Here is a 19,337-nt window from a genome sequence, read left to right as displayed (position 1 = left end):
GCAGAGCTTGGGCAGCGCCCATGGCGCTGTCAAGCCGGTCTGCCCGCATCGTTCTTGTTGTCGCCTTGGCCCGGCACTGCTGGCCGGCCGGGCCATATGGTATCGACTCGCAGTGTCTCGCTTCGGCTCAGGCGGCGCCGGTGCAGCCGCCTTGCGACGCCGGCAGCGCCTGCTGCCCATGACGCGCCGCCTGCGCGCGCGTGCGCAATTCCTCCACGCGCCTGTGCATCTGCAAATGCAGCAGGGCCAGTTCGGCATCGTGGCACAGGTCTGCCACGCCCTCCAGCTGCCGCATCGCCTGCGTCAGCGTGTCGGCGCCCAGATGCGCCAGCGGGTTGTGCGCGGCGGCCAGCCGCAGTGTGCACGCCACACGGCCCAGCTCGCTCAAGCCCTGCGAGCTCGGCCCGAGCCTGTCGAGCAAGGCCTGCAAGGCGTGCGCCGGGGTTGGGACGGCACGCTTGCCCGCGTCGGTCCCGGCCAGGCTCACCGCGCCCGGCGGCGCGGCCGGCGCCCAGGGCTTGCGCCACGGCAGCAGCAAGCTCCATAGCTGGCCCCAGGGGCGCGGCCGGGTCAGCTCGAAATGCAGGATGAAGGCGTTCAATTGATGGCCCTCCCCATCGCCGTGCGCAGGCGTGCTGCGATGGCGGATTGCTTGGCTGCGCCGGCGAAATAGGGATAGATGCTGCTGGCGTGGCTGGCATGGGCGCCCTGCGCATGCCCGGCCAGCAGGCTGAGCTGCTGGTCCACATGCGCCAGCGGCAGCGCCAGCAGCACGGCGGGCGCATTCGCACGCACGCAGCTGCGCAGCTCGCCGGCGCGCCTGAAGCCCAGCCAGCGCCGATAAAAGACCTCATGGCGCGGGTTCACCTCGATGAAGACCCGGTCGGCACCGTGCAGCAGCCGGCAGTAGATATAGGCCACGTTCATCAAGGCGGCCAGCACCGTCTTGCCGTAGCCGCCCTGTTCGGCGGCGCCCTCGACGGCGAACTTGCTCATCTCGCACAGCCGCTCGCCGGCATCGCGGTAGGCCTGCAGGCAGTCGCCATAGACCTCGTCGCACAGCATGCCTTGGGGCGCGTCCAGCGCGACCGTCAGTGTGCCTATGACATCGCCTTGCCCGGTCTCGGCGCACAGGGTGATGGCGCGCTCGCTGTCGGCATCGACCTGCAGCTCGGGGGCGCTGTAGCCGCGCGCACGGTAGCGCCGCTCCAGCAGGGCCGCCACCTCGCCCTGGTGCAGCGCCGAGCTGGCGATGCGGATCTTCACGCGCTCGGCCTCGCCGGCACTGAGGCTCGGCGCCGCATGGCTGGACTGCGCCAGGTAGGCCTGCCCGGATCGTTCGTCTGCTTCCAACATCTTGACCTCGCTTGATGAATGAAAGGGCGCTGACAACTCACCCCCTGCCCGCCCGGCCATGCGGCCTTGCAGGCATGCAGACGATGTGCGCCCGGCAGCGTCTGCGCACCGGCGCCTGGACGGCCGCCAAGCGCTGGTTTGCACCAAGGAAGCCTTATCTTTCGACCAAAGCGCGGCCCGACAAAGCCCGTCAAGGCCTGCTTCCATGCCGCTTCTCTGCCTTGCGCTGCGGCGTCGCGTCGCCGTCGCCGTCGCCCCGCGGCCTCGCTCAGCCCCCCACCGGCAGCGCGGTGCGGTTCACCACATGCTGCAGCACGAAGCTGGAGTGCACACCGGTCACGCCCTGGATGCGCGTCAGCTTGCCCAGCAGCAGGCTCTGGAAATGGTCCATATCGCGCACCACCAGCTTGAGCTGGTAATCGGCCTGCTGGCCGGTGATGAGCAGGCATTCCAGCACCTCGGGCAGAAGCCGCACCGAGGCCTCGAAGTTGGCAAAGCGCTCGGGCGTGTGCTGGTCCATGGAGATATGCACCAGGGCCATCAGCGAGAGGCCCAGCTTCTTGGCGTCCAGCAGGGCGCGGTAGCCGGCGATCAGCCCGGCCTCCTCGAGCGCGCGCACGCGCCGCAGGCAGGGCGAGGGCGAGAGGCCCACGCGATCCGCCAGCTCCTGGTTGGCAATGCGGCCATCCTCCTGGAGGATTTCAAGGATCTGCCTGTCAATTCGGTCTATCTCCATGGCCAATGCCCGCATTCATGGTATTCGCGCAATTGTCTGCCAATACTCGCAGCGATCAAGCCATCTTCGCAATTTTCTGCCCCGCCCCGCGGCCTACACTGAAGGCACTGCGATCAGCAGCCAGAAGCAAAGACAACCGCCGGCCAAGGCCACGCGGTGCAGGCGCGGCCCACCAAGGCCGGCGGCCCTGCAGCCGATACCCCAGGCATCACAAGTGCCGGGGGTTGCGGCGTTGTTACAGCATCGCGTAGATGAAGGCCGACAGCTCGGCCGGCCCATCCGGCGCTGATGCCGCCAGCTGCGGCAGCAGCGCCAGCAGCTCGGGCAGCAGGGCCAGCAATTCGGGTTCGTCATGCCATAGCCGCGCCAGCGCCTGCCCGAACTCGGCCACAGACGCCGCCGGGCCAGGCTCGAAATCCGCCTGGCCGAGGCTGGCGGGCGCCGCCGGCAGGTAATAGCTGGCCAGCGCCGGCTCGGGCCCGAGCGGGAACAGGGGCTGGCCTTGCGCGCGCAGGCGCCGGGCCAGCGGCAGCAGCCGCTGCTCGAAGAAGTCGCGCAGCGCCTGCTGCTCAGTCGAGTGCATGGATCTGCCTCCAGTCCTCATCGTCCACCCAGGGTGGCTGCGCCGCGCGCTGCAGCAGGCAGTCTTCCAGCACCAACAGCTCCATGCCGGTGCGCATGAAGCAGCGGTAGGCGTCGCGCGGCGAGCAGACGATGGGCTCGCCGCGCACATTGAAGGAGGTGTTGACCAGCACCGGGCAGCCGCTCAAGCGCTCGAACTCGCACAGCACCGCATGCAGCAGCGCATGCTGTTCGCGCCGCAACGTCTGCACGCGCGCGCTGCCGTCCACATGGGTGATGGCCGGCAGCACGGAGCGCTGGCGGGCGAGCAGCTGCAGCATGTCGTCCTCACCCTCGGCCAGGGCCGCGCTGCTGGCGCCACGCACAGGCGCCACCAGCAACATATAGGGGCTGTCGCGATCCAGCTCGAAGCAAGCGGCCGCGCGCTCCGCCAGCACCACCGGCGCAAAGGGGCGGAAGGACTCGCGGTACTTGATCTTCAGGTTCATGCGCGCCTGCATCTGCGCGCCGCGCGGATCGCCCAGGATGGAGCGTGCGCCCAGCGCGCGCGGGCCGAACTCCATGCGGCCGCTCAGCAGCCCGACCACCTGGCCGGCGGCCAGCGCCGCCGCGATGCGGCGTGCCAGCGCTGCCGCATCGTCGACATGCTCGTAGGGCAGGCCGGCGCGGTCGAGAAAGGCCCGCACCTCGGCGCTTGCATAGGCCGGCCCCAGCAGGCTGCCGCGCTGCGCGTCCTGCCCGTCGGCGCGCGCCGGGCGCGGCAGCCCGAAATAGCCATGCGTGGCCAGCAGCGCCGCGCCCAGCGCGCCCCCGGCATCGCCCGCGGCCGGCTGGATCCAGATGTCGTCGAACAGGCCCGCGCGCAGCAGTCTGCCATTGGCCACGCAATTCAGCGCCACCCCGCCCGCCAGCACCAGCCGACGCAGGCCGGTGAGGGCGCGCGCCTGCGCGGCCAGCGCCAGCACCGCCTCTTCCAGCACCAGCTGGATGGACGCGGCCAGATCCATCTCGCGCCGCGTGATGCGCGCCTCGGCGGCGCGCGGTGGCCCGCCGAACAGGGCATGAAAGCGCGCATTCGTCATGCTGTCGCCGCCCAGGTAGCCGAAGTACTCGCTATGCAGGCGGAACGAGCCATCGGGCCTGAGGTCAATCAGGCGCTCGCGTATCAGGCCCGCATAGACCGGCCGGCCATAGGGTGCCAGCCCCATCAGCTTGTATTCGCCCGAGTTCACCTTGAAGCCGCAATAGGCGGTGAAGGCGCTGTAGAGCAGGCCCAGGCTGTGCGGGTAGTTGATCTGCCGCAGCAGCTCCACGCGGCTGCCCCGGCCCCGGCCTATGCTGGTGCTGGCCCATTCGCCCACGCCGTCCATCACGAGGATGGCCGCCTCCTCGAAGGGCGATGGGTAGAACGCCGAGGCGGCATGGGCGAAGTGATGCGGCACCGTCAGCAGGCGGACCTGCGGGCCCAGCAGGGCGCGCAGCGCGGCGCCCACCAGGGGCCTGGCGCCCAGCAGCGCGGGCGCGGCGCGCAACCATTGCGGCAGGCTGTCCGGCGCAGTCTGCAGCAGGCTCTTGAGGGCGCGGTCGAAGGCCAGCGCAAGGTCCTCGTAGAACACCACCGCGGCCAGCTCGGAGGCGTCGAGAAAGGCCTGCTCCAGGCAATCGTTGATGGCGCCCAGCGGCAGGCTGGGGTCATGCTTGCGGCGCGAGAAGCGCTCCTCCTGCGCCGCGGCGACGATGGCGCCATCGCTCACCAGCGCGGCCGCGGCGTCGTGGTAGAGCGCCGAGATGCCCAGCACATGGCAGCTCATGGTTCAAGCCCCTGCGGCGCCTGCGCCAGGCCCAGCCGCGCGGCCAGCACCGGCGCCAGCGAACGCGCCAGCGCGCGATGGCCCGCCGCGCTGGGGTGCACATCATGCTCGAAGCGAAAGCCGCGCCGCGCCGCCATCTCGTAGCCCAGCAGCTCGGGCAGCGGATCGTGCAGCTGACATCCCAGTTGCGCGGCCAGCGCCGCAAAGCGCGCCCGGTAGGCGCTTGCATCGGCGCGCTGCTCGACATGCTGGTAGAGCGGCAGCGGCAACAGCAGCAGGCGGGGCGCACCCACCCGGGCCACCCATTGCGCCAGGATGGCGCTCAGCAAGCGCCAGGCGGGATGCTCGGCATGCTCGTACTCCGGACAGGGCTGGTAGGCATGCAGGCGCTGCGCCAGCGGCTTCAAGCCCAGCGCGTTCACGCAGGCGCGCAGCCCGGCATGCCGGCCACCCTGTTCGACAAAGCCGGCCTCGGCCGCGGGCAGGCTGGCAGGGGCTAGCGGCTCGCGCGGCACCGGCACCTGGCACAGCCGCAGCCCGCCATTGCCGTCGAGCTCGAAATAGGGCTTGGCCAGCAGCCTGCGGCGGCCGGCGTCGTCGACGAAGGGGCGGTAGCGCGAGGCGACGCGGCGGATGTTCTCCACCAGCACGGCCACGATCACCAGCTCATGCGCGATGCCCTGGGCACAGTCCGACCAGCACAGGTATTGCTGGTCGGTGCCGGTGCCCGGCAGGCCGAAGTTGTAGACCTCCAGCCCCGGCAGCATGGCCTCCAGCAGATCGCCGTAGCGCAGCTCGTTGCGCACCCCGTCGCCGGCGGTGAAGGAGTCGCCGAACAGCAGCACCCGCTGCGGCTTGCCGGGTCGCAGCGCCGGCTCGAAATCATGGGCGCAGCGAAAGCCCTGCGCGTTGGTATGCAGCAGATAACCGCCCGACTCATGCGGCACGCGGGCCCGCAGCCCGGCGATGTAGCGATAGCCGATCAGCGGGTGGTACTCGAACTGCTGCCTCATGGCGGCAAGCTACATCCAAGCCGGGGGCTTGACCAGACCCTAGCAGGCGGCTCAGGGTCCGGTCTTCAAGCCCAGATAGCTGGAGCCGCGGCGCAGCTCGGCGCCGTAATGCACGCCAAAGCCGCCCAGCTCCAGCTCGCCCAGCGTCGCCAGCGCCTGCTCCAGGCTCTCGCGCGTGAGCGGCGGCCTGGCGCGGCGCAAGCCCTCCACCAGCACGCGCGCGGCCAGATAGCCTTCCAGGCTGATCGAGTCGAAGCTCTTCTCGCCGGCCTCGCGCATGGCCTGCTGGTAGGCCGCCACCACCGGGATGCTGCGATCCTCGGCGTCGGGCACCACCTGGGCCACGGTGACGCCCTGCATGGCCGCGCCCAGGGCCTCGCGCAGGGGTTCCAGGCCGACAAAGGAGAGGGTGTAGAAACGGCCCTTGAAGCCGGCCGCGCGCGCCTGTTTCACGAAGGCCGCCATGCTGGTGTAGGTGCCCACCACAAAGATCGCCTCGGCGCTGTTCTTGCCCACCAGGGCGCGCACGCCCTCCTGCACCTCGACGGTATTGCGCTTGAAGGTGGCCACCGCGCCCAGCGCGATGCCCAGGGGCTGCACGGCGGCGCGCATCGCCTCCAGCCCGGCGCGGCCAAACAGATCGGCCTGGTACATCACGTTAAGGCGCTGCACGCCGGCCTTGCGCATGGCCTCGGCCAGCGCCACCGCTTCCTCGCGGTAGCTGGCACGCACATTGAAGACCTGCGGGTTGCCGGGCTCCCACAGGATGTCGGCACCGGTGAAGGGGCCCAGAAAGGGGATGCGCCAGCGCCGCACATAGGGCAGGGCCACCTTGCTGGTGGGCGTGCCGACATAGCCGAACAGCGCCAGGATGCGCTCGTCCTCGACAAAGGCGCGCGTGTTGGCCTCGGCCTGCTCGGGTTCATAGGCATCGTCGCGCAGATCCAGCACGATGCGCGCACCGCCGATGCCGCCATGCTGGTTGAGCTGCTCGAAGCAAGACCTGGCACCGGCGTGGTAGCGCCGGCCCAGCGCCGCGGCCGGCCCGCTCAGCGCCGCCGACGCGGCGATGCGCAGCTCCTGCGCCTGCGCGCCGGCAGCGCCCGCCATCAGACAGGCGAAGGCCCACAGAGCGCGGCGGCGGTTTGGCATGGTGCCTTGCAGTCTTTCAGGTCTGCCGGCAAAAAGCAAACCCCCCCGGCTATGCTTGGCCGGCTTACCAGACCTTGCAGCGCTGCGCCTCGGGCTTGACCATGGCCTGCCCGGGCTTGCAGGCAAAGGCGCGCTCGAACTCCGGCATGTTCACCACCACGCCATTGATGCGGTAGCGGCCGGGCGAATGCGGGTTGGTGAGGGCCTGCACGCGCAGCGCCTCGGGGCGCGCGTTGTTGCAATCCCATTGCGCAAAGCCGACGAAGAAGCGCTGTTCGGGCGTGAGGCCATCCTTGCTTTCCAGCTGCATGCCGGCGGTATGCGACTTCCAGGCCGAGAGCGCCAGCACCAGGCCGCCCAGGTCGGCGAGGTCCTCGCCCAGGGTCAGCTTGCTGTTGATCTTGATGTCGTCGACGATGGTGTACTGGGCGTACTGGTCCACCACGCAGGCGGCGCGTTGCTCAAACGCCTTGGCGTCCTTCTTGGTCCACCAGTCCTTCAGATTGCCCTTGGCATCGAACTGCCGGCCCTCGTCGTCGAAGCCGTGGATCAGCTCGTGGCCTATGGTGCCGCCGGTGTTGCCGTAGTTGGGCGCATCGTCGAGCCTGGCGTCGTACAGCGGCGGCTGCAGCACCGCGGCCGGGAAGTTGATGTCGTTCATCTGCGCGTTGTAATAGGCGTTCACCGTCTGCGGCGTCATGCCCCATTCGCCGCGGTCCAGCGGCTTGCCGATTTTGGCCAGCTGGCGTTTGGCCTCGAAGGCATTGCCGCGCTGCACATTGGCGAGGAAATCGCTGCGCGAAACCTCGAAGTCGCCGTAGTCGCGCCACTGCTCGGGGTAGCCGACCTTGTTGACGATGCTGTGCAGCTTGTCCATCGCGCGCGCCTTGGTGGCCGCACTCATCCAGGGCAGGGCCTTCACGCGCTCGGCCATCGCGGCCTCGATCTCGCCGGCCATCCGCTGCGTCTGGGCCTTCAGCTCGGGGCTGAAGTTCTTCTGCACGAACTCCTGGCCCAGGGCCTCGCCCAGCTGCAGGTCCACCAGCTCGACGCAGCGCTTCCAACGGCTCTTGAGCTGCGGCACGCCGTTGAGCGTCTGGCCGAAGAAGTCGAAGTTCAGCTGCACCAGCTCGTTGTTGAGCTGTGGCGCCATGCTGCTGAGCAGCTGCCAGCGCAGATAGGTCTTGAGCTCGTCCAGGCTGGTCGCCCGCAGATGCTTGTCCAGCGCCTTGAAGAAGGCCGGCTCGGTGACGTTGACCGTGTTGAGCTTGGGATCGACGCCCAGCGCGCGCCGGTAGGCGGCCCAGTCGAACGCGGGGGTCAGGTCTTGCAGGCCGCGCGCATTCAGCTTGTGGAAGGTCTTGTAGGGGTCGCGCTTGTCGACACGGCTGAGCGTGGCTTGCGCCAGCAGGGTCTCGGTGGCCAGCACGCTGCGCGCGGCGGCCTGCGCCGCGGCGGGGCTCTCGCCCAGGGCCTCGAAGCTGCGCGCGATATGGCTGCGGAACTGCTCGCGCAGCTTGATCGACTTCTCGTCCTGCTGCAGATACATATCGCGGTCGGGCAGGCTGATGCCGCCGGCCACCGCGAAGGCGATCACCTGGCTGGAGTTGGCGAAATCCTGGTTGGCGCCGAAGCCGAACAAGACGCGCTCATTGCCCAGCGCCAGATGCAATTCCGCCAGCAGGGCCGGCAGCTGCTGCTTGCTGCCGAGCGCGGCGATGCGGTCCAGCAGCGGCTGCAGCGGCTTGAGGCCGGCTGCGTTGGCGGCCTGCTCGTCCATGCAGGCGGCGAAATAGTCGCCCATCTTGGCCTGGTTAATGCTCAGCTTGGCGCCGGCGGCGCGATCCTTGGCCAGCTGTTCCAGCGTGCCCCAGAGGTAGCGCTGGTTCTCGTCGGCCATCTTGGCGTACACCGACCAACGCGACTGATCGGGCGGCACCGGGTTGTTGTTCAGCCAGCCGCCGCAGGCATATTGGTAGAGGTCCTCGCAGGGATCGGCCGTGCGATCCATGGCCGCGGTATCGAGGCTGGGCGTGTAGGGCAGGCTGGTGAGCGGCTGCTCCTGGGCGCCGGCCATGCCGCAGAGCGTGGCGATGGCGAGGGTCAACAAGGGCTTCTTGGGCATTGTGGGGCTCTTTGGTAAAGAGCCGGCATTCTCGTGCAGCTACGCCCCGGCGCTCAAAGGTCACCCAGCAGCGCCAGCAGGCGCTGCCACAGCTTGTTGCCGGCCAGGCTGTTGCTCATCAGCACCAGGCCGCTGCCGCGCGTCGGCGCGAACTGGCTGAAGCAGCGGAAGCCCGTGCTGTTGGTGCCGCTGTGATAGGCGATCGGGCCCTGCGCGCCGCGCTCGATGGCCCAGCCCAGGCTCCAGAACACCCGCTCGCCGCGCGCGCGCGCGGGCCGCGCCAGGGGCTGGCGGTCGCCGGCCTCGATCTGCGGCGCCAGCATGGCCGCGCTCGCCTTCGCTTCCAGCAGGGACCCAATGAAGCGGGCGTAATCGCCGGCCGTGGTGTAGAGCGTGTAGCCGGCATTGGCGCGGCGGTAATGGCTGGGCGGCAGCGGCCGGCCGGCTTCGTCGTGGCCACGCGCGCGCAAGCGCTCCAGTGCGGGCGTGAGCACAAAGCTGCTCAGGCCCATGCCCAGGGGCTCGAACAACTCGCGTGCCGCCAATGCCTGCAAGGGCAGGCCGCTGATCCGCTCCAGCACGCGCTGCAGATAGAAATAGCCTTCGCCCGAATACTGGAAGCGCGCGCCGGGTTCGAAGTCCAGCTGCAGCGGCCCGCTGTCCCCATCATCATCGTCAGCATCGCCCGGGCGCCAGTTGGGCAGGCCCGAGCTGTGCGAGAGCAGCATGCGGGCGGTGATGCGCGCCTGCGCCGGCTGGGGGGGCTCGAAGCGCTCGTCTGAATAATCCAGCACCGGGCGGTCCAGATCGAGCCGCCCGGCCTGCACCTGCCGCAGGGCCAGATACGCCAGCACCGGCTTGCTCATCGAGGCGGCCTCGAACACCGTGTCGGCACGCACCGGCCGCGCCTCGCCATGCTGCAACACCCCCAGGTGGGCGGCCCAGCAGACCCGGGCCTCGCGCAGCAGCACCAGGCTCGCGCCCGGCACGCCCAGCTCGGCCATCCACTCCGGCAGCTCGCGCGCCAGCTGCGCGATGCGTGCGTCCGCACTCTCAGGCTCGTCCGCATGCCCTCGTCCTGGCAGGGCCAGCATGGCCAGCACCGCCAGGCTCAGGCGCCGCCGCTCATCAACGGTACTGGTACTGCGCGCTGAGGTAGAAGAAGCGGCCACGCGTGTCGGTGTAGCTGGGGTCATAGCCGGACAGGAAGAACCAGGCCTGCTGCGAGAACGGCGGGGCGGTGTCGAACAGGTTCTTCACGCCGGCGCGCAGGGTCAGGGCCTTGTTCCAGCTCCAGGCACCGGTGAGATCCCACAGCGAGTAGGCGCCCACCCGACGGTCGGGCTTGCCGACGATGGTCTGGTCCGTGTAAGCGGAGAGGTAGCTGTTGGACAGCGTGGCGCTCCAGGGGCCCAGCTCCCAATCCGCCGCCAGGGTATGGCGCCAGCGCTGCACCACACCGTCGTTGATGAAGTGGCCGAGGTTGCTGTAGTAGGGATCGTCGTTGCCGGTCTGCTGCTTGGAGGCCAAGGTCCAGGTGCCGTTCAGGCGCAGGCCGAAGCTGCCGAAGTCGCTCTTCAGGCCCGACAGCGCCACGCCCAGGTCCAGGCCCGAGATCTTCTGGCGCCCACGGTTTTCCTTCACCAGGTCGATGTGGTCGATCACGCCGTCCTCGTCGCGGTGCACCAGGCTGCCGTATTTGTCCAGATTCGCGAGGATGGAATCGACGCCCAGGGTGCTGATGAGGTCGCGTTTCTGGATGTTCCAGTAGTCCAGGTTGAAGGTCATGCCGCGCTTAGGCTCCAGCACCGCACCCAGCGAGAACTGGCGCGAGCGCTCGGGCTTGAGCTTGCTATTGCTGTAGTTGAAGGTGTCCCAGATGTCGGAGCAATCGGTCACCGTGGCGCTTGGATCGGCGGCCATGCAGACCGGGTCCACCAAGGTGGCCGAGCTGCCCTGGGTGACCGGGCGGTAGAGGTCGGAGAGGCTGGGCGCGCGGAAGCCCGCACCCACCGAGGCGCGCAGCAGCAATTCCTTGGACGGCACGTATTTCAGGCCCAGCTTGGGGCTGGTGGCGCTGCCGGTGACCTGGTAGCGCTCATGGCGCAGCGCGGCCTGCAGTTCCAGGGCCTTGGTGATGGGCGCGCTGAGCTCGGCGAACACGCCGGCCACCTTGCGCGAGCGGCCGAAGTCGGCATCCGGGCCCTGCGAGGTCTCACCCAGGATCAGGTCCTTGGCCAGCGCATCGGACTGGCGGTAGTCCTGCTTCTCGCGGCGGAATTCGCCGCCCAGGGCCAGGGCCAGGTCGCCGCCGGCCAAGGCCCAGAGCGCACGCGTGGCCTTGAAGTCCAGGCTGTCCATGCGGCCCTCGGCGCGCCGTACCTCGCCGCGAATCTGCGCCGCCTCGTAGAGCGCCAGGCCGGCCGCGTTGGAGGGGCCGAAGGGATTCAGCGTGCCCTTGGCAAAGCCGTCGCGGATCATGGCTTCGTTGAGATAGCCCTGGTGGTCACGGTCGGAGACGGTGCTGCTGCTGTGGTTGAACGCGACTTCGTAGTCCCACTTGGCCAGCGTGCCGTTCACGCCGGCCACATAGCGCTGGTGGCTGGACACCAGCTCGCTGGTGCGCAGACCCGCCTCGACCAGCCGGGTACGCACCTTGATGACGCGGTCTTCGTCGTCGGCCGCCAGCCCGGCCAGGCTGGTGCCGGCCAGGGCGGGCACCTTGGAGATGTCCATCAGCGCATCGACACGGTTGGGCGTGCCGGTGTACAGGGTCTTGGCGCGGCTCAGCGAGGCCTCGGCAAAGAACTGGTGGCCGCCGCCGAGCTCGAACACGCCGCGGCCGAACAGGCTGGCCTTGTCCGACTCCGGATAGAGCTCGATGTCGCGCATGTAGTCGTAGGTGCAACCGTCCACGCCGCCGATGCCGTCGGGCAGGTAGAGCGAGGCGGGCGGATTGCAACCCTTGGCCGCAGCCGGGTTGATGTTCTTGCTGTCGATCACGGTCTTGCCATTGCTGGAGAAGCCGTCGTCAATGAGCGCATCGCGCTGGCTGCTGCTGAGGCGCAGATTGCCGGGAAAGGAGGCGCTGGAGAGCAGATCCGGCAGGCGCTCGGGGATCTTCAGCTCGTCGATGAACTTGCGCTGCATGGCGTTCAGGCTGCTGGTGCGCTGCAGATCCAGCACGCCGAACACATTGAAGCCATCGCGGCTCGTGTCGCCAACGCCGCCGGCCACCGAAGCGGTGCGCTTGGCGCCGCCGCCCTCGCCGCTGCGCCCGGCGCTGGCATTGAGCTCGGCGCCGCGGTAGTCCTTGCGGGTGATGAAGTTGATCACGCCGCCGATGGCATCGCTGCCGTAGAGCGCCGAGGCGCCATCCAGCAGCACCTCGACGCGCTGGATCGCGGCGGCCGGAATGCTGTTGAGGTCCACGCCCGAGGCATCGCCGGGCGAGGCGAAGTTGGCCAGACGCCGGCCGTTCAGCAGCACCAGGGTGGACGAGACGCCGATACCGCGCAGATTGGCGCCATTCATGCCCATCTGGTCGCGAAAGCCGCCATAGGCGATGCTGCCGCCATCGGTCAGATTGCTGGCGCTGGCGCTGAGCCGGGCGACGATCTCGGCCGCGGTGGTGAGACCCTGCTTGGTGATGTCCTCGCGGCTGATCACCTGCACCGGCAGCGCGCCCTCGTTCTCCAGGCGCTTGATGGCGGAACCGGTGATCTCCACCCGGTTCAGCGTGTCGGTGCTCTGCGCCCAGGCCGGCAGGGCCAGCAGCAGGGCCGCGGCCAGCGCGGTGCTGCTGCGCAGTTGCGGCGGCAGCGAAGACGACAACGAAGAAGAAGCGGTGGCGGTTTGGGGGCGCAGGGCTGGTTTCATACTGGCTTCTCCAATTGCGGTGGGCCAGTCTAGGAACAGCCGGGCCCGCGGGCACCGGGGGTTTGCACGCCTCGTCGCTTGCTTGCAACTGGCTGTCGCTTCAAGGCAAGCCGCTTGCGTGGAAGCGACAGGTAGTTTTTCAATTACGCGGCCGGCACTACCCTTGAACCCCGGCGCCGCGCGACGCTGCCATCATCGGCACCTGACGCAGGCCCTGGAAACACACAAGCATGCAAGCCACCCGACAACTCCTGAAACTTAGCGCGCAAGGTCTGACCCTGCTGCTGGCCGGCAGCTGCTGGCTGGCCGCGCAGGCCGCCACGCCGCCCGCCAGCAAAGCGGCGCCCACGCCCAAGACGCCACCGGCGCTCAGCCATGTGCTGGCCGCGCCACCTGCCAACGAAGCGGCCGAGCCGCCCATCAAGGGCCATGCGGTGCCGATAGGCGGGGCGCTGAAGGCCGACAACGAGGAGGTCTGGGGCCGGCTGGTGGCCCTTGCCGGCGGCAAGGGCGCGCGCTTCGTGGTGTTCGGCACCGCCGCGGAAGACCCGGAGAGCAGCGCCAAGCAGGTGGTGGAGCTGCTGCAGCGCCGCGGCGCGGTGGCCGAGGCCCTGCCGGTGGCGCCCAAGTTCGGTTGGGTGGACCTCAACAAGGTGGTGCGCGACCCGGCCCTGATCGCCAAGGTGCGCAATGCCCGCGGCGTGTTCTTCACCGGCGGCTCGCAGGAGCGCATCGTCGACGTGCTCTACCCCGGCGGCCATACCACGCCCATGCTCGACGCGATCTGGGACGTCTACCGCCGCGGCGGCGTGGTGGCCGGCACCTCGGCGGGCGCGGCCATCATGAGCCGGGTGATGTTCCGCGACGCACCCAGCGTGATCAGCATCATGAAGGGCAAGTGGACCGAGGGCAAGCAGATCGACCGCGGCCTCGGCTTCGTCGGCCCCGATCTGTTCGTCGACCAGCACTTCCTCAAGCGCGGCCGCTTCGGCCGCATGATCCCGCTGATGATGGCCAAGGGCTACAAGCTGGGACTGGGCGTGGAGGAGAACTCGGCCGCGGTGATACGCGGCGACGAGGTCGAGGTGATAGGCGGCAAGGGCGCCCTGCTGGTGGACCTGAGCGACATCAAGACCGACCCGACCCTGGGTGCGCTCAACCTCACCCAGGCGCGCCTGACCTATCTGGACCATGGCGACCGCTTCAACCTGAAGACGCGCGTCACCACGCCGTCAGCCCTGAAGCTGCGCAGCCAGAAGCTCGAGCCCGGCACGCCCGACTTCAAACCCTATTACACCGACCCGCTGTTCTATTCCGACATGCTGGGCGATTCGGCAATCTCCAACGCGATGAATTACCTGATCGACAGCAACCTGCCCGAGGTGCGCGGCATCAGCTTCGAGGCCGCGCCCAAGCCCGGCGAGAGTCTGGCCGAGCTGGGCTTCCTGTTCCGCCTCTACAAGGGGCCCGGCAGCATAGGCTGGAGCAGCGACGAGCTCGGCCCCGAGGACTACACCGTCATCAACCTCTACCTCGATATCACCCCGGTGCGCCTGCCGCAGCCGCTCTACAGCCCCTGGGCGCCGACCAACCGCGGCGCCAGCCCCGCCGCGACCGAACGCGACGGCAGCTCGCAGTAAGTAGGCAAGCGCGGCCATGCACATGCAACGTCATGCCCTGCTGCCAGCCACCCCCGGGCTCAGCCACGAACTCATCAGCCTGCACTATGGGCAGCCCGGCCACGGGCTCAAGGCCAGCATCCAGGCTGCCCTGCATGCCGACGAGGTGCCGGGCATGCTGGTGGCCCAGCATCTGCGCGAGCTGCTCGACGAGCTGGAGGCCGCCGGCCGCATCGCGGGCGAGATCGTGCTGGTGCCGGCCGCCAACCCGCTGGGCATGAGCCAGTGGCAGCTGCGCGGCATGCAGGGCCGCTTCGAGTTCTACAGCGGCGAGAACTTCAACCGCCACTATGCCGACCTGGCCGAGCCGGTGGCGCGGCGGCTCGAGGGTCGGCTGGGGCCGGACCCGCTGGCCAATGTGCGGCTGGTGCGCGCGGCGCTGCGCGAGGCGGTGGCCGCGCTGCCCGCCGGCACCGTGCTGGCGAGCCTGCGCCGTACCTTGCTGGGCCTGGCGATCGATGCCGACATCGTGCTGGACCTGCATTGCGATGGTGAGGCCCTCCTGCATTTCTACACCGCCGAGGCGCTCTGGCCCGAGGCGAAGCTGCTGGGCCGTTGCCTGGGCGCCGAGCTCGCGCTGCTGGCCGATGCCTCGGGCGACGATCCCTTCGACGAGGCCTGCTCGATGGTGTGGGCGCGGCTGCGCGCGCGCCTGGCGCCCAGCGCCGACAAACCGCTGCCACTGGCCTGCCTGGCGGCCACCATCGAGCTGCGCGGCGAGGCCGATGTGCAGCATCAGCTGGCGCGCCGCGACGCGCAGGCGATCGTGCATTACCTGGCCGAGCGCGGCCTCATCAGCGGTGCGGTGGCGCAGCTGCCCGAGCAGGCCTGCGAGGGGCTGCCGCTGGCGGGATCGATGCCGCTCGTGGCGCCGCAAGGCGGGGTGCTGGTGTTCCTGCGCGAGGTCGGCGCGCGGCTGCGCGCCGGCGAGCCGGTGGCCGAGCTGATCGACCCCATCAGCGGCCAGCGCAGCATCGTCACCAGCCCGATCGACGGCCTGTTCTTCGCGCGCGAGAACCGCCGCATGGCGGTGCCCGGCATGCGCCTGGGCAAGGTGGCGGGCCGCCAGCCGCTGCGTGCGGGCAAGCTGCTATCCACATGAAGCTGACGCGCTGCGCCTTCGTGCTGCTGCCAGGCTTTGGCCTGCAGACGCTCGCCGGCGCCATCGAGACGCTGGCAGCCGCCAAGCAGCTGCTGGACGGCGAGGCCTACGAATGCCTGCTGCTGGGGGCCGAGCGCAGCGTCACGGCCGGCGTGGGCGCGCGGCTGCAATGCCAGCCCCTGGCCGAGCTCGCGCTTGCGCCCGGGCTCGACGCGGTGTTCGTGGTCAGCGATGGCGCCTGGCATGAGCAGGAGGCGCTGGCGCCCATGCTGCTGCCCTGGCTGCGCGCCTGCGCCGCGCGCGGCCTGGTGCTGGGCGGCCTGGGTTGCGGCGCCGCCTGGCTGGCCGAGGCCGGCCTGCTGCGCGGCTACCGCGCCACGCTCAGCTGGCCGCATGGCGCGGCGCTGGCCGAGCGCCATCCCGATGTGCTGCTGAGCCAGCATCTCTACGAGCTGGACCGCGACCGCCTCACTTGCGCCGGCCAGCAGGCCGGCCAGGACCTGCTGCTGGCCTGGCTGGGCCAGCGCCACGGCGAGCGCCTGGCGCAGGAGCTGGCCATGGCCCTGGGGCTGGAGCGCCTGCGCGGCCGCGACGAACACCAGCGCCAGGGCGGCCGCCTGACCGGCGCCGGCAATGGCTCGGCCAAGCTGGCCGAGGCGGTGGCGCTGATGGAGGCCAATCTCGGCGAGCCGCTTTCCACCGAGGACATCGCCGGCCTGGTGGGCGTGTCGCGGCGCCAGCTGGAGCGCCTCTTCAAGCAGCATCTGGACACCCTGCCGGCGCGCTGGTACTTGAGCCTGCGGCTGGAGCGGGCGCGCCGCATGCTGCGCCAGACCAGCCAGTCGGTGCTGCAGATCGGCCTGTCCTGCGGCTTCGCCACCGCCTCGCATTTTTCCAACGCCTACCGCGCCGGCTTTGGCTGCACGCCGCGCGAGGAGCGCAGCCGCCAGAGCCAGGCCTGGCGCCCCCCGCATGAGGATTCGCCATCATGAGTGAAACCAACCTGCCGTGCCGCTATCGGCTGCGCCCGGCCCTGCCCGCCGACCTGGCGGCGCTGGAGCGCCTGGCCCATGCCAGCGCGATCGGCATCTCCTCGCTGCCCAGCAACCGAGGCGCCCTGCAGGACAAGCTGGCGCGCTCGGCCCATGCCTTCGAGACCGAGGACGATGCCACCGGCGAGGAGATCTACCTGTTCGTGCTGGAGGACCTGGCGCGCGGGGGCGCCATCATAGGCACCAGCGGCATCGAGGCCAGCCCGGGCTTTCACGATCGCTTCTACAGCTACCGCAACGAGTTCATCGTGCAGGTCAGCCCAGAGTTAGGCACGCGCAACCGCATCCACACCCTGCACCTGTGCCACGACCTCACCGGCGTGAGCCTGCTGACCGGCTTTCACATCGACCCCGCCTATGCCGAAGGCTTGGCGCCGCAGCTGCTGTCGCGCGCGCGCCTGCTCTTCATCGCCCAGCATCCCGAGCGCTTTTCCGACCGCATCGCCTCCGAGAACCCCGGCCCGGCCGACGAGAGCGGCGGCTGCCCCTTCTGGGACGCGGTGGGGCGGCGCTTCTTCGACATGGACTACCCCAGCGCCGAGGCCCTCACCAGCGGCCGCAACATGGCCTGTATCGCCGAGCTGATGCCGCAGTCGCCCATCTATGTGCCGCTGCTGGACGAGCCCGCGCAATGGGCGCTGGGCCAGCTGCACGCGGTGGGCGAGCTGCCCTTCTCCATCCTGCTGGACGAGGGCTTCGAGGCCGACACCTATATCAATATCTACGACGGCGGCCCCACCGTCGAGGGGCGGCTGCCCACGCTCAAGACGGTGCGGCGTGCGCGCCGCCGGCCCAGCCAGGCCGGCAGCCTGCAGCCCGGCGCGCGCTGGCAGCTGGTGAGCAATGGCCGGCGGCGCGACTTCCGCGCCGTGCTGCTGCCGGCCGATGCCGCGCCCACGCTGACGCTGGACGAGGCCAGCGCCGCCGCGCTGGCGCTGCGCATCGGCGAGCCGGTGCTGGCCGCGCCGCTGGATTGGGCGGCGCCCGAGAGCGCCACGGAGGAGCCGGCATGAACGAAAGAAACATGCAGCAAGAAGGCACGCGCGTGCGCGCGGTGCTGGCCGCGGATCTTGCCGCCCTGCGCGAGTGGCTGCCGCCCGGCAGCGACGAGACCCTGCCGGCCTCGGACGGCAGCGAGCAATGGCTGCTGCTGGAGCAGCGCGGCCGGCCGCGCGCCTGCCTGCGGCTGCGCGCCGGCGTCGGCCTGCAGCTGCCGCGCCATTGGTACCACGTCGGCTGCGTCGTGCATGCGGCCAAGCCGCTGCGCCTGTTCCACCGCCAGCGCACCCTGCTGCTGGGCAGCGACCATGCCGGTGCCAGCGAGCTGGCCGAGCTCGGCTGGGCGCGCGCGGGCCTGAGTCTGGCCGAGCAGGCCGCGGCCTTGCGCCTGCTTTTGCGCGGCGCCCTGCTGCGGCTGGCCGAGCAGCGCGCCGCGCATGGCAGCACCCTCATCATCGAACTGCCCGGCCAGCGCGACGCCGCGGGCCGCTCACCCTTCTGGCAGGGCCTGGGCCGGCATTTCTATGCCGGCGATGTGATTGGCGATGCGGCCGGCCTGCTGGCCCGCCATGGCCCCGACTGGCGCGCCCTGGTGGCCGTGCTGCTGCCGCGCCAGCCGGTCTACGCCTCCTTCCTGCCGGCCGCCACCCAGGCGGCCATCGGTCAGGTGGATGCCTCGGCCCAGCTGCTGCCGGAACTGCTGGAAGCCGAAGGCCTGGCCTGGGACCACCATATCAACATCATCGACGGCGGCCCGGTGTTCTCGGCCCGCATCGACCGGCTGCCTGCAATTAGCGCAGCGCGGCGTTGATCTTGTCCAGCACCGCGCTGCCCGGGCAGAGCTCGGCCTCGCCCAGGCTGTTGAGCGGCCAGCCCACGGTGTTCAGGCCCAGGTGCAGATCGCGCGCCTGCGGGTCCACATAGAGCAGGCCGGTGGCGATCTCGCCGGCGGCCTGCAGGGCCTGCACCTGGTTCATCGCGGCGATGCGGTCGGTGGCGTCGTAATCTGCCTTGACCCTGCGCAGCCGCATGGTGCTGCCGTCGTGCTGCGGCACGCACACCACATCCTCATCGCCGGCGGCGAGCTGCTCGGGCGCCAGGTCGATGAAGTCGATGCGGCTCACCGCCTCGTTGTGCTCGCGCACATAGTCGTAGCTGCGCGTGCTGCCGGCATGGTTGTTGAAGGCCACGCAGGGGCTGATGACGTCGATGAAGGCGGCGCCGCCATGGCGGATCGCGCCCTCGATGAGCGGCACCAGCTGGGCCTTGTCGCCGCTGAAGCCGCGCGCCACATAGGTGGCACCCAGCTGCAGGGCCAGGCTCACCAGGTCGATGGCGGCGTCGTGGTTGACCGCGCCCTTCTTGGCCACCGAGCCGCGGTCGGCGGTGGCGCTGAACTGGCCCTTGGTGAGGCCGTAGACGCCGTTGTTCTCGACGATGTAGACCATGCGCACGCCGCGCCGCATCGCATGCGCGAACTGGCCCAGGCCGATCGAGGCCGAGTCGCCATCGCCCGAGATGCCCAGGTAGAGCAGGCCTCGGTTGGCCAGGTTGGCGCCGGTCAGCACGCTGGGCATGCGGCCATGCACGGTGTTGAAGCCATGGCTGGCGCCGAGGAAATAGTCGGGCGTCTTGCTGGAGCAGCCGATGCCACTGAGCTTGGCGACGCGATGCGGCTCGATGTCGAGCTGCCAGCAGGCCTGCACGATGGCCGACGAGACCGAATCGTGCCCGCAGCCGGCGCACAGGGTCGAGACCTTGCCCTCGTAGTCGCGCCGCGTGTAGCCCACGCGGTTCTTCGCCAGCGATGGATGGTGGAGCTTGGGTTTGGCCAGGTAGGTCATTCGGCGG

At 69.8% G+C, this 19,337-nt stretch carries 16 protein-coding genes; 5 read left to right on the top strand and 11 right to left on the bottom strand.

Translation table 11 applies throughout. The annotated features are described in order from the left end of the window. Positions 1 to 127: 127 nt before the first annotated feature. From WG898_RS11850 to WG898_RS11805, 10 genes are all read right to left on the bottom strand, one after another. Complete coding sequence (locus WG898_RS11850) at positions 128 to 601, bottom strand: hypothetical protein (protein ID WP_339603003.1); 474 nt, start codon at positions 599 to 601, stop codon at positions 128 to 130. Next, entirely contained in the window at positions 598 to 1,356 is a 759-nt protein-coding gene (locus tag WG898_RS11845) for an N-acyl amino acid synthase FeeM domain-containing protein (protein ID WP_339603002.1), read from the bottom strand. The genes WG898_RS11850 and WG898_RS11845 overlap by 4 nt, the downstream gene beginning before the upstream one ends. 268 nt (positions 1,357 to 1,624) lie before the next feature. Next, positions 1,625 to 2,092 carry an Lrp/AsnC family transcriptional regulator gene (locus WG898_RS11840; protein WP_339603001.1) on the bottom strand — a complete coding sequence of 156 codons (468 nt, stop codon included), beginning with the start codon at positions 2,090 to 2,092 and terminating at the stop codon, positions 1,625 to 1,627. Positions 2,093 to 2,327: 235 nt separating this feature from the next. Continuing rightward, positions 2,328 to 2,675, bottom strand: a complete 348-nt coding sequence (locus tag WG898_RS11835; RefSeq protein ID WP_339603000.1) for a hypothetical protein — start codon at positions 2,673 to 2,675, stop codon at positions 2,328 to 2,330. Continuing rightward, positions 2,662 to 4,485 (bottom strand): carbamoyltransferase family protein, encoded by a 1,824-nt coding sequence (locus WG898_RS11830; protein ID WP_339602999.1) that lies wholly within the window; start codon positions 4,483 to 4,485, stop codon positions 2,662 to 2,664. The genes WG898_RS11835 and WG898_RS11830 overlap by 14 nt, the downstream gene beginning before the upstream one ends. Next, positions 4,482 to 5,498 carry an SGNH/GDSL hydrolase family protein gene (locus tag WG898_RS11825; protein WP_339602998.1) on the bottom strand — a complete coding sequence of 339 codons (1,017 nt, stop codon included), beginning with the start codon at positions 5,496 to 5,498 and terminating at the stop codon, positions 4,482 to 4,484. The genes WG898_RS11830 and WG898_RS11825 overlap by 4 nt, the downstream gene beginning before the upstream one ends. Positions 5,499 to 5,549: 51 nt before the next feature. After that, entirely contained in the window at positions 5,550 to 6,650 is a 1,101-nt protein-coding gene (locus tag WG898_RS11820) for an ABC transporter substrate-binding protein (RefSeq protein ID WP_339602997.1), read from the bottom strand. Between the two features lie 64 nt (positions 6,651 to 6,714). Further along, on the bottom strand, positions 6,715 to 8,775 hold the full coding sequence (locus WG898_RS11815) for a M13 family metallopeptidase (RefSeq protein ID WP_339602996.1): 2,061 nt from the start codon (positions 8,773 to 8,775) through the stop codon (positions 6,715 to 6,717). 53 nt (positions 8,776 to 8,828) lie between these two features. After that, complete coding sequence (locus tag WG898_RS11810) at positions 8,829 to 9,947, bottom strand: serine hydrolase domain-containing protein (protein ID WP_339602995.1); 1,119 nt, start codon at positions 9,945 to 9,947, stop codon at positions 8,829 to 8,831. Further along, positions 9,904 to 12,654 (bottom strand): TonB-dependent receptor, encoded by a 2,751-nt coding sequence (locus WG898_RS11805; protein WP_339602994.1) that lies wholly within the window; start codon positions 12,652 to 12,654, stop codon positions 9,904 to 9,906. The genes WG898_RS11810 and WG898_RS11805 overlap by 44 nt, the downstream gene beginning before the upstream one ends. A gap of 230 nt (positions 12,655 to 12,884) precedes the next feature. Here WG898_RS11805 and WG898_RS11800 point away from each other — a divergent pair, with 230 nt between their 5' ends. Genes WG898_RS11800 through WG898_RS11780 form a run of 5 tightly spaced genes read left to right on the top strand, consistent with a single transcriptional unit; the run spans position 12,885 to position 18,297 of the window. Continuing rightward, positions 12,885 to 14,294 (top strand): cyanophycinase, encoded by a 1,410-nt coding sequence (locus WG898_RS11800; protein ID WP_339602993.1) that lies wholly within the window; start codon positions 12,885 to 12,887, stop codon positions 14,292 to 14,294. A gap of 16 nt (positions 14,295 to 14,310) precedes the next feature. Next, on the top strand, positions 14,311 to 15,435 hold the full coding sequence (locus WG898_RS11795) for a succinylglutamate desuccinylase/aspartoacylase family protein (RefSeq protein WP_339602992.1): 1,125 nt from the start codon (positions 14,311 to 14,313) through the stop codon (positions 15,433 to 15,435). After that, the gene (locus WG898_RS11790; RefSeq protein ID WP_339602991.1) at positions 15,432 to 16,427 is read left to right on the top strand and encodes a GlxA family transcriptional regulator; all 996 of its coding nucleotides are present in this window, start codon (positions 15,432 to 15,434) and stop codon (positions 16,425 to 16,427) included. The genes WG898_RS11795 and WG898_RS11790 overlap by 4 nt, the downstream gene beginning before the upstream one ends. Next, entirely contained in the window at positions 16,424 to 17,500 is a 1,077-nt protein-coding gene (gene astA, locus WG898_RS11785) for an arginine N-succinyltransferase (RefSeq protein WP_339602990.1), read from the top strand. The genes WG898_RS11790 and astA overlap by 4 nt, the downstream gene beginning before the upstream one ends. After that, entirely contained in the window at positions 17,497 to 18,297 is an 801-nt protein-coding gene (locus WG898_RS11780; protein ID WP_339602989.1) for an arginine N-succinyltransferase, read from the top strand. Before astA ends, WG898_RS11780 begins: the two co-directional genes overlap by 4 nt. Here WG898_RS11780 and WG898_RS11775 read toward each other — a convergent pair. Next, positions 18,278 to 19,330: a 2-oxoacid:ferredoxin oxidoreductase subunit beta gene (locus WG898_RS11775; RefSeq protein WP_339602988.1), complete on the bottom strand. Its 1,053-nt coding sequence runs from the start codon at positions 19,328 to 19,330 to the stop codon at positions 18,278 to 18,280. The genes WG898_RS11780 and WG898_RS11775 overlap by 20 nt on opposite strands. Between the last annotated feature and the right edge of the window lie 7 nt (positions 19,331 to 19,337).

The sequence above is a fragment of the Paucibacter soli genome, from assembly GCF_037482845.1.
Lineage (GTDB): Bacteria > Pseudomonadota > Gammaproteobacteria > Burkholderiales > Burkholderiaceae_C > Paucibacter_B > Paucibacter_B soli.
This window is presented reverse-complemented; position numbering and strand designations above follow the sequence as displayed.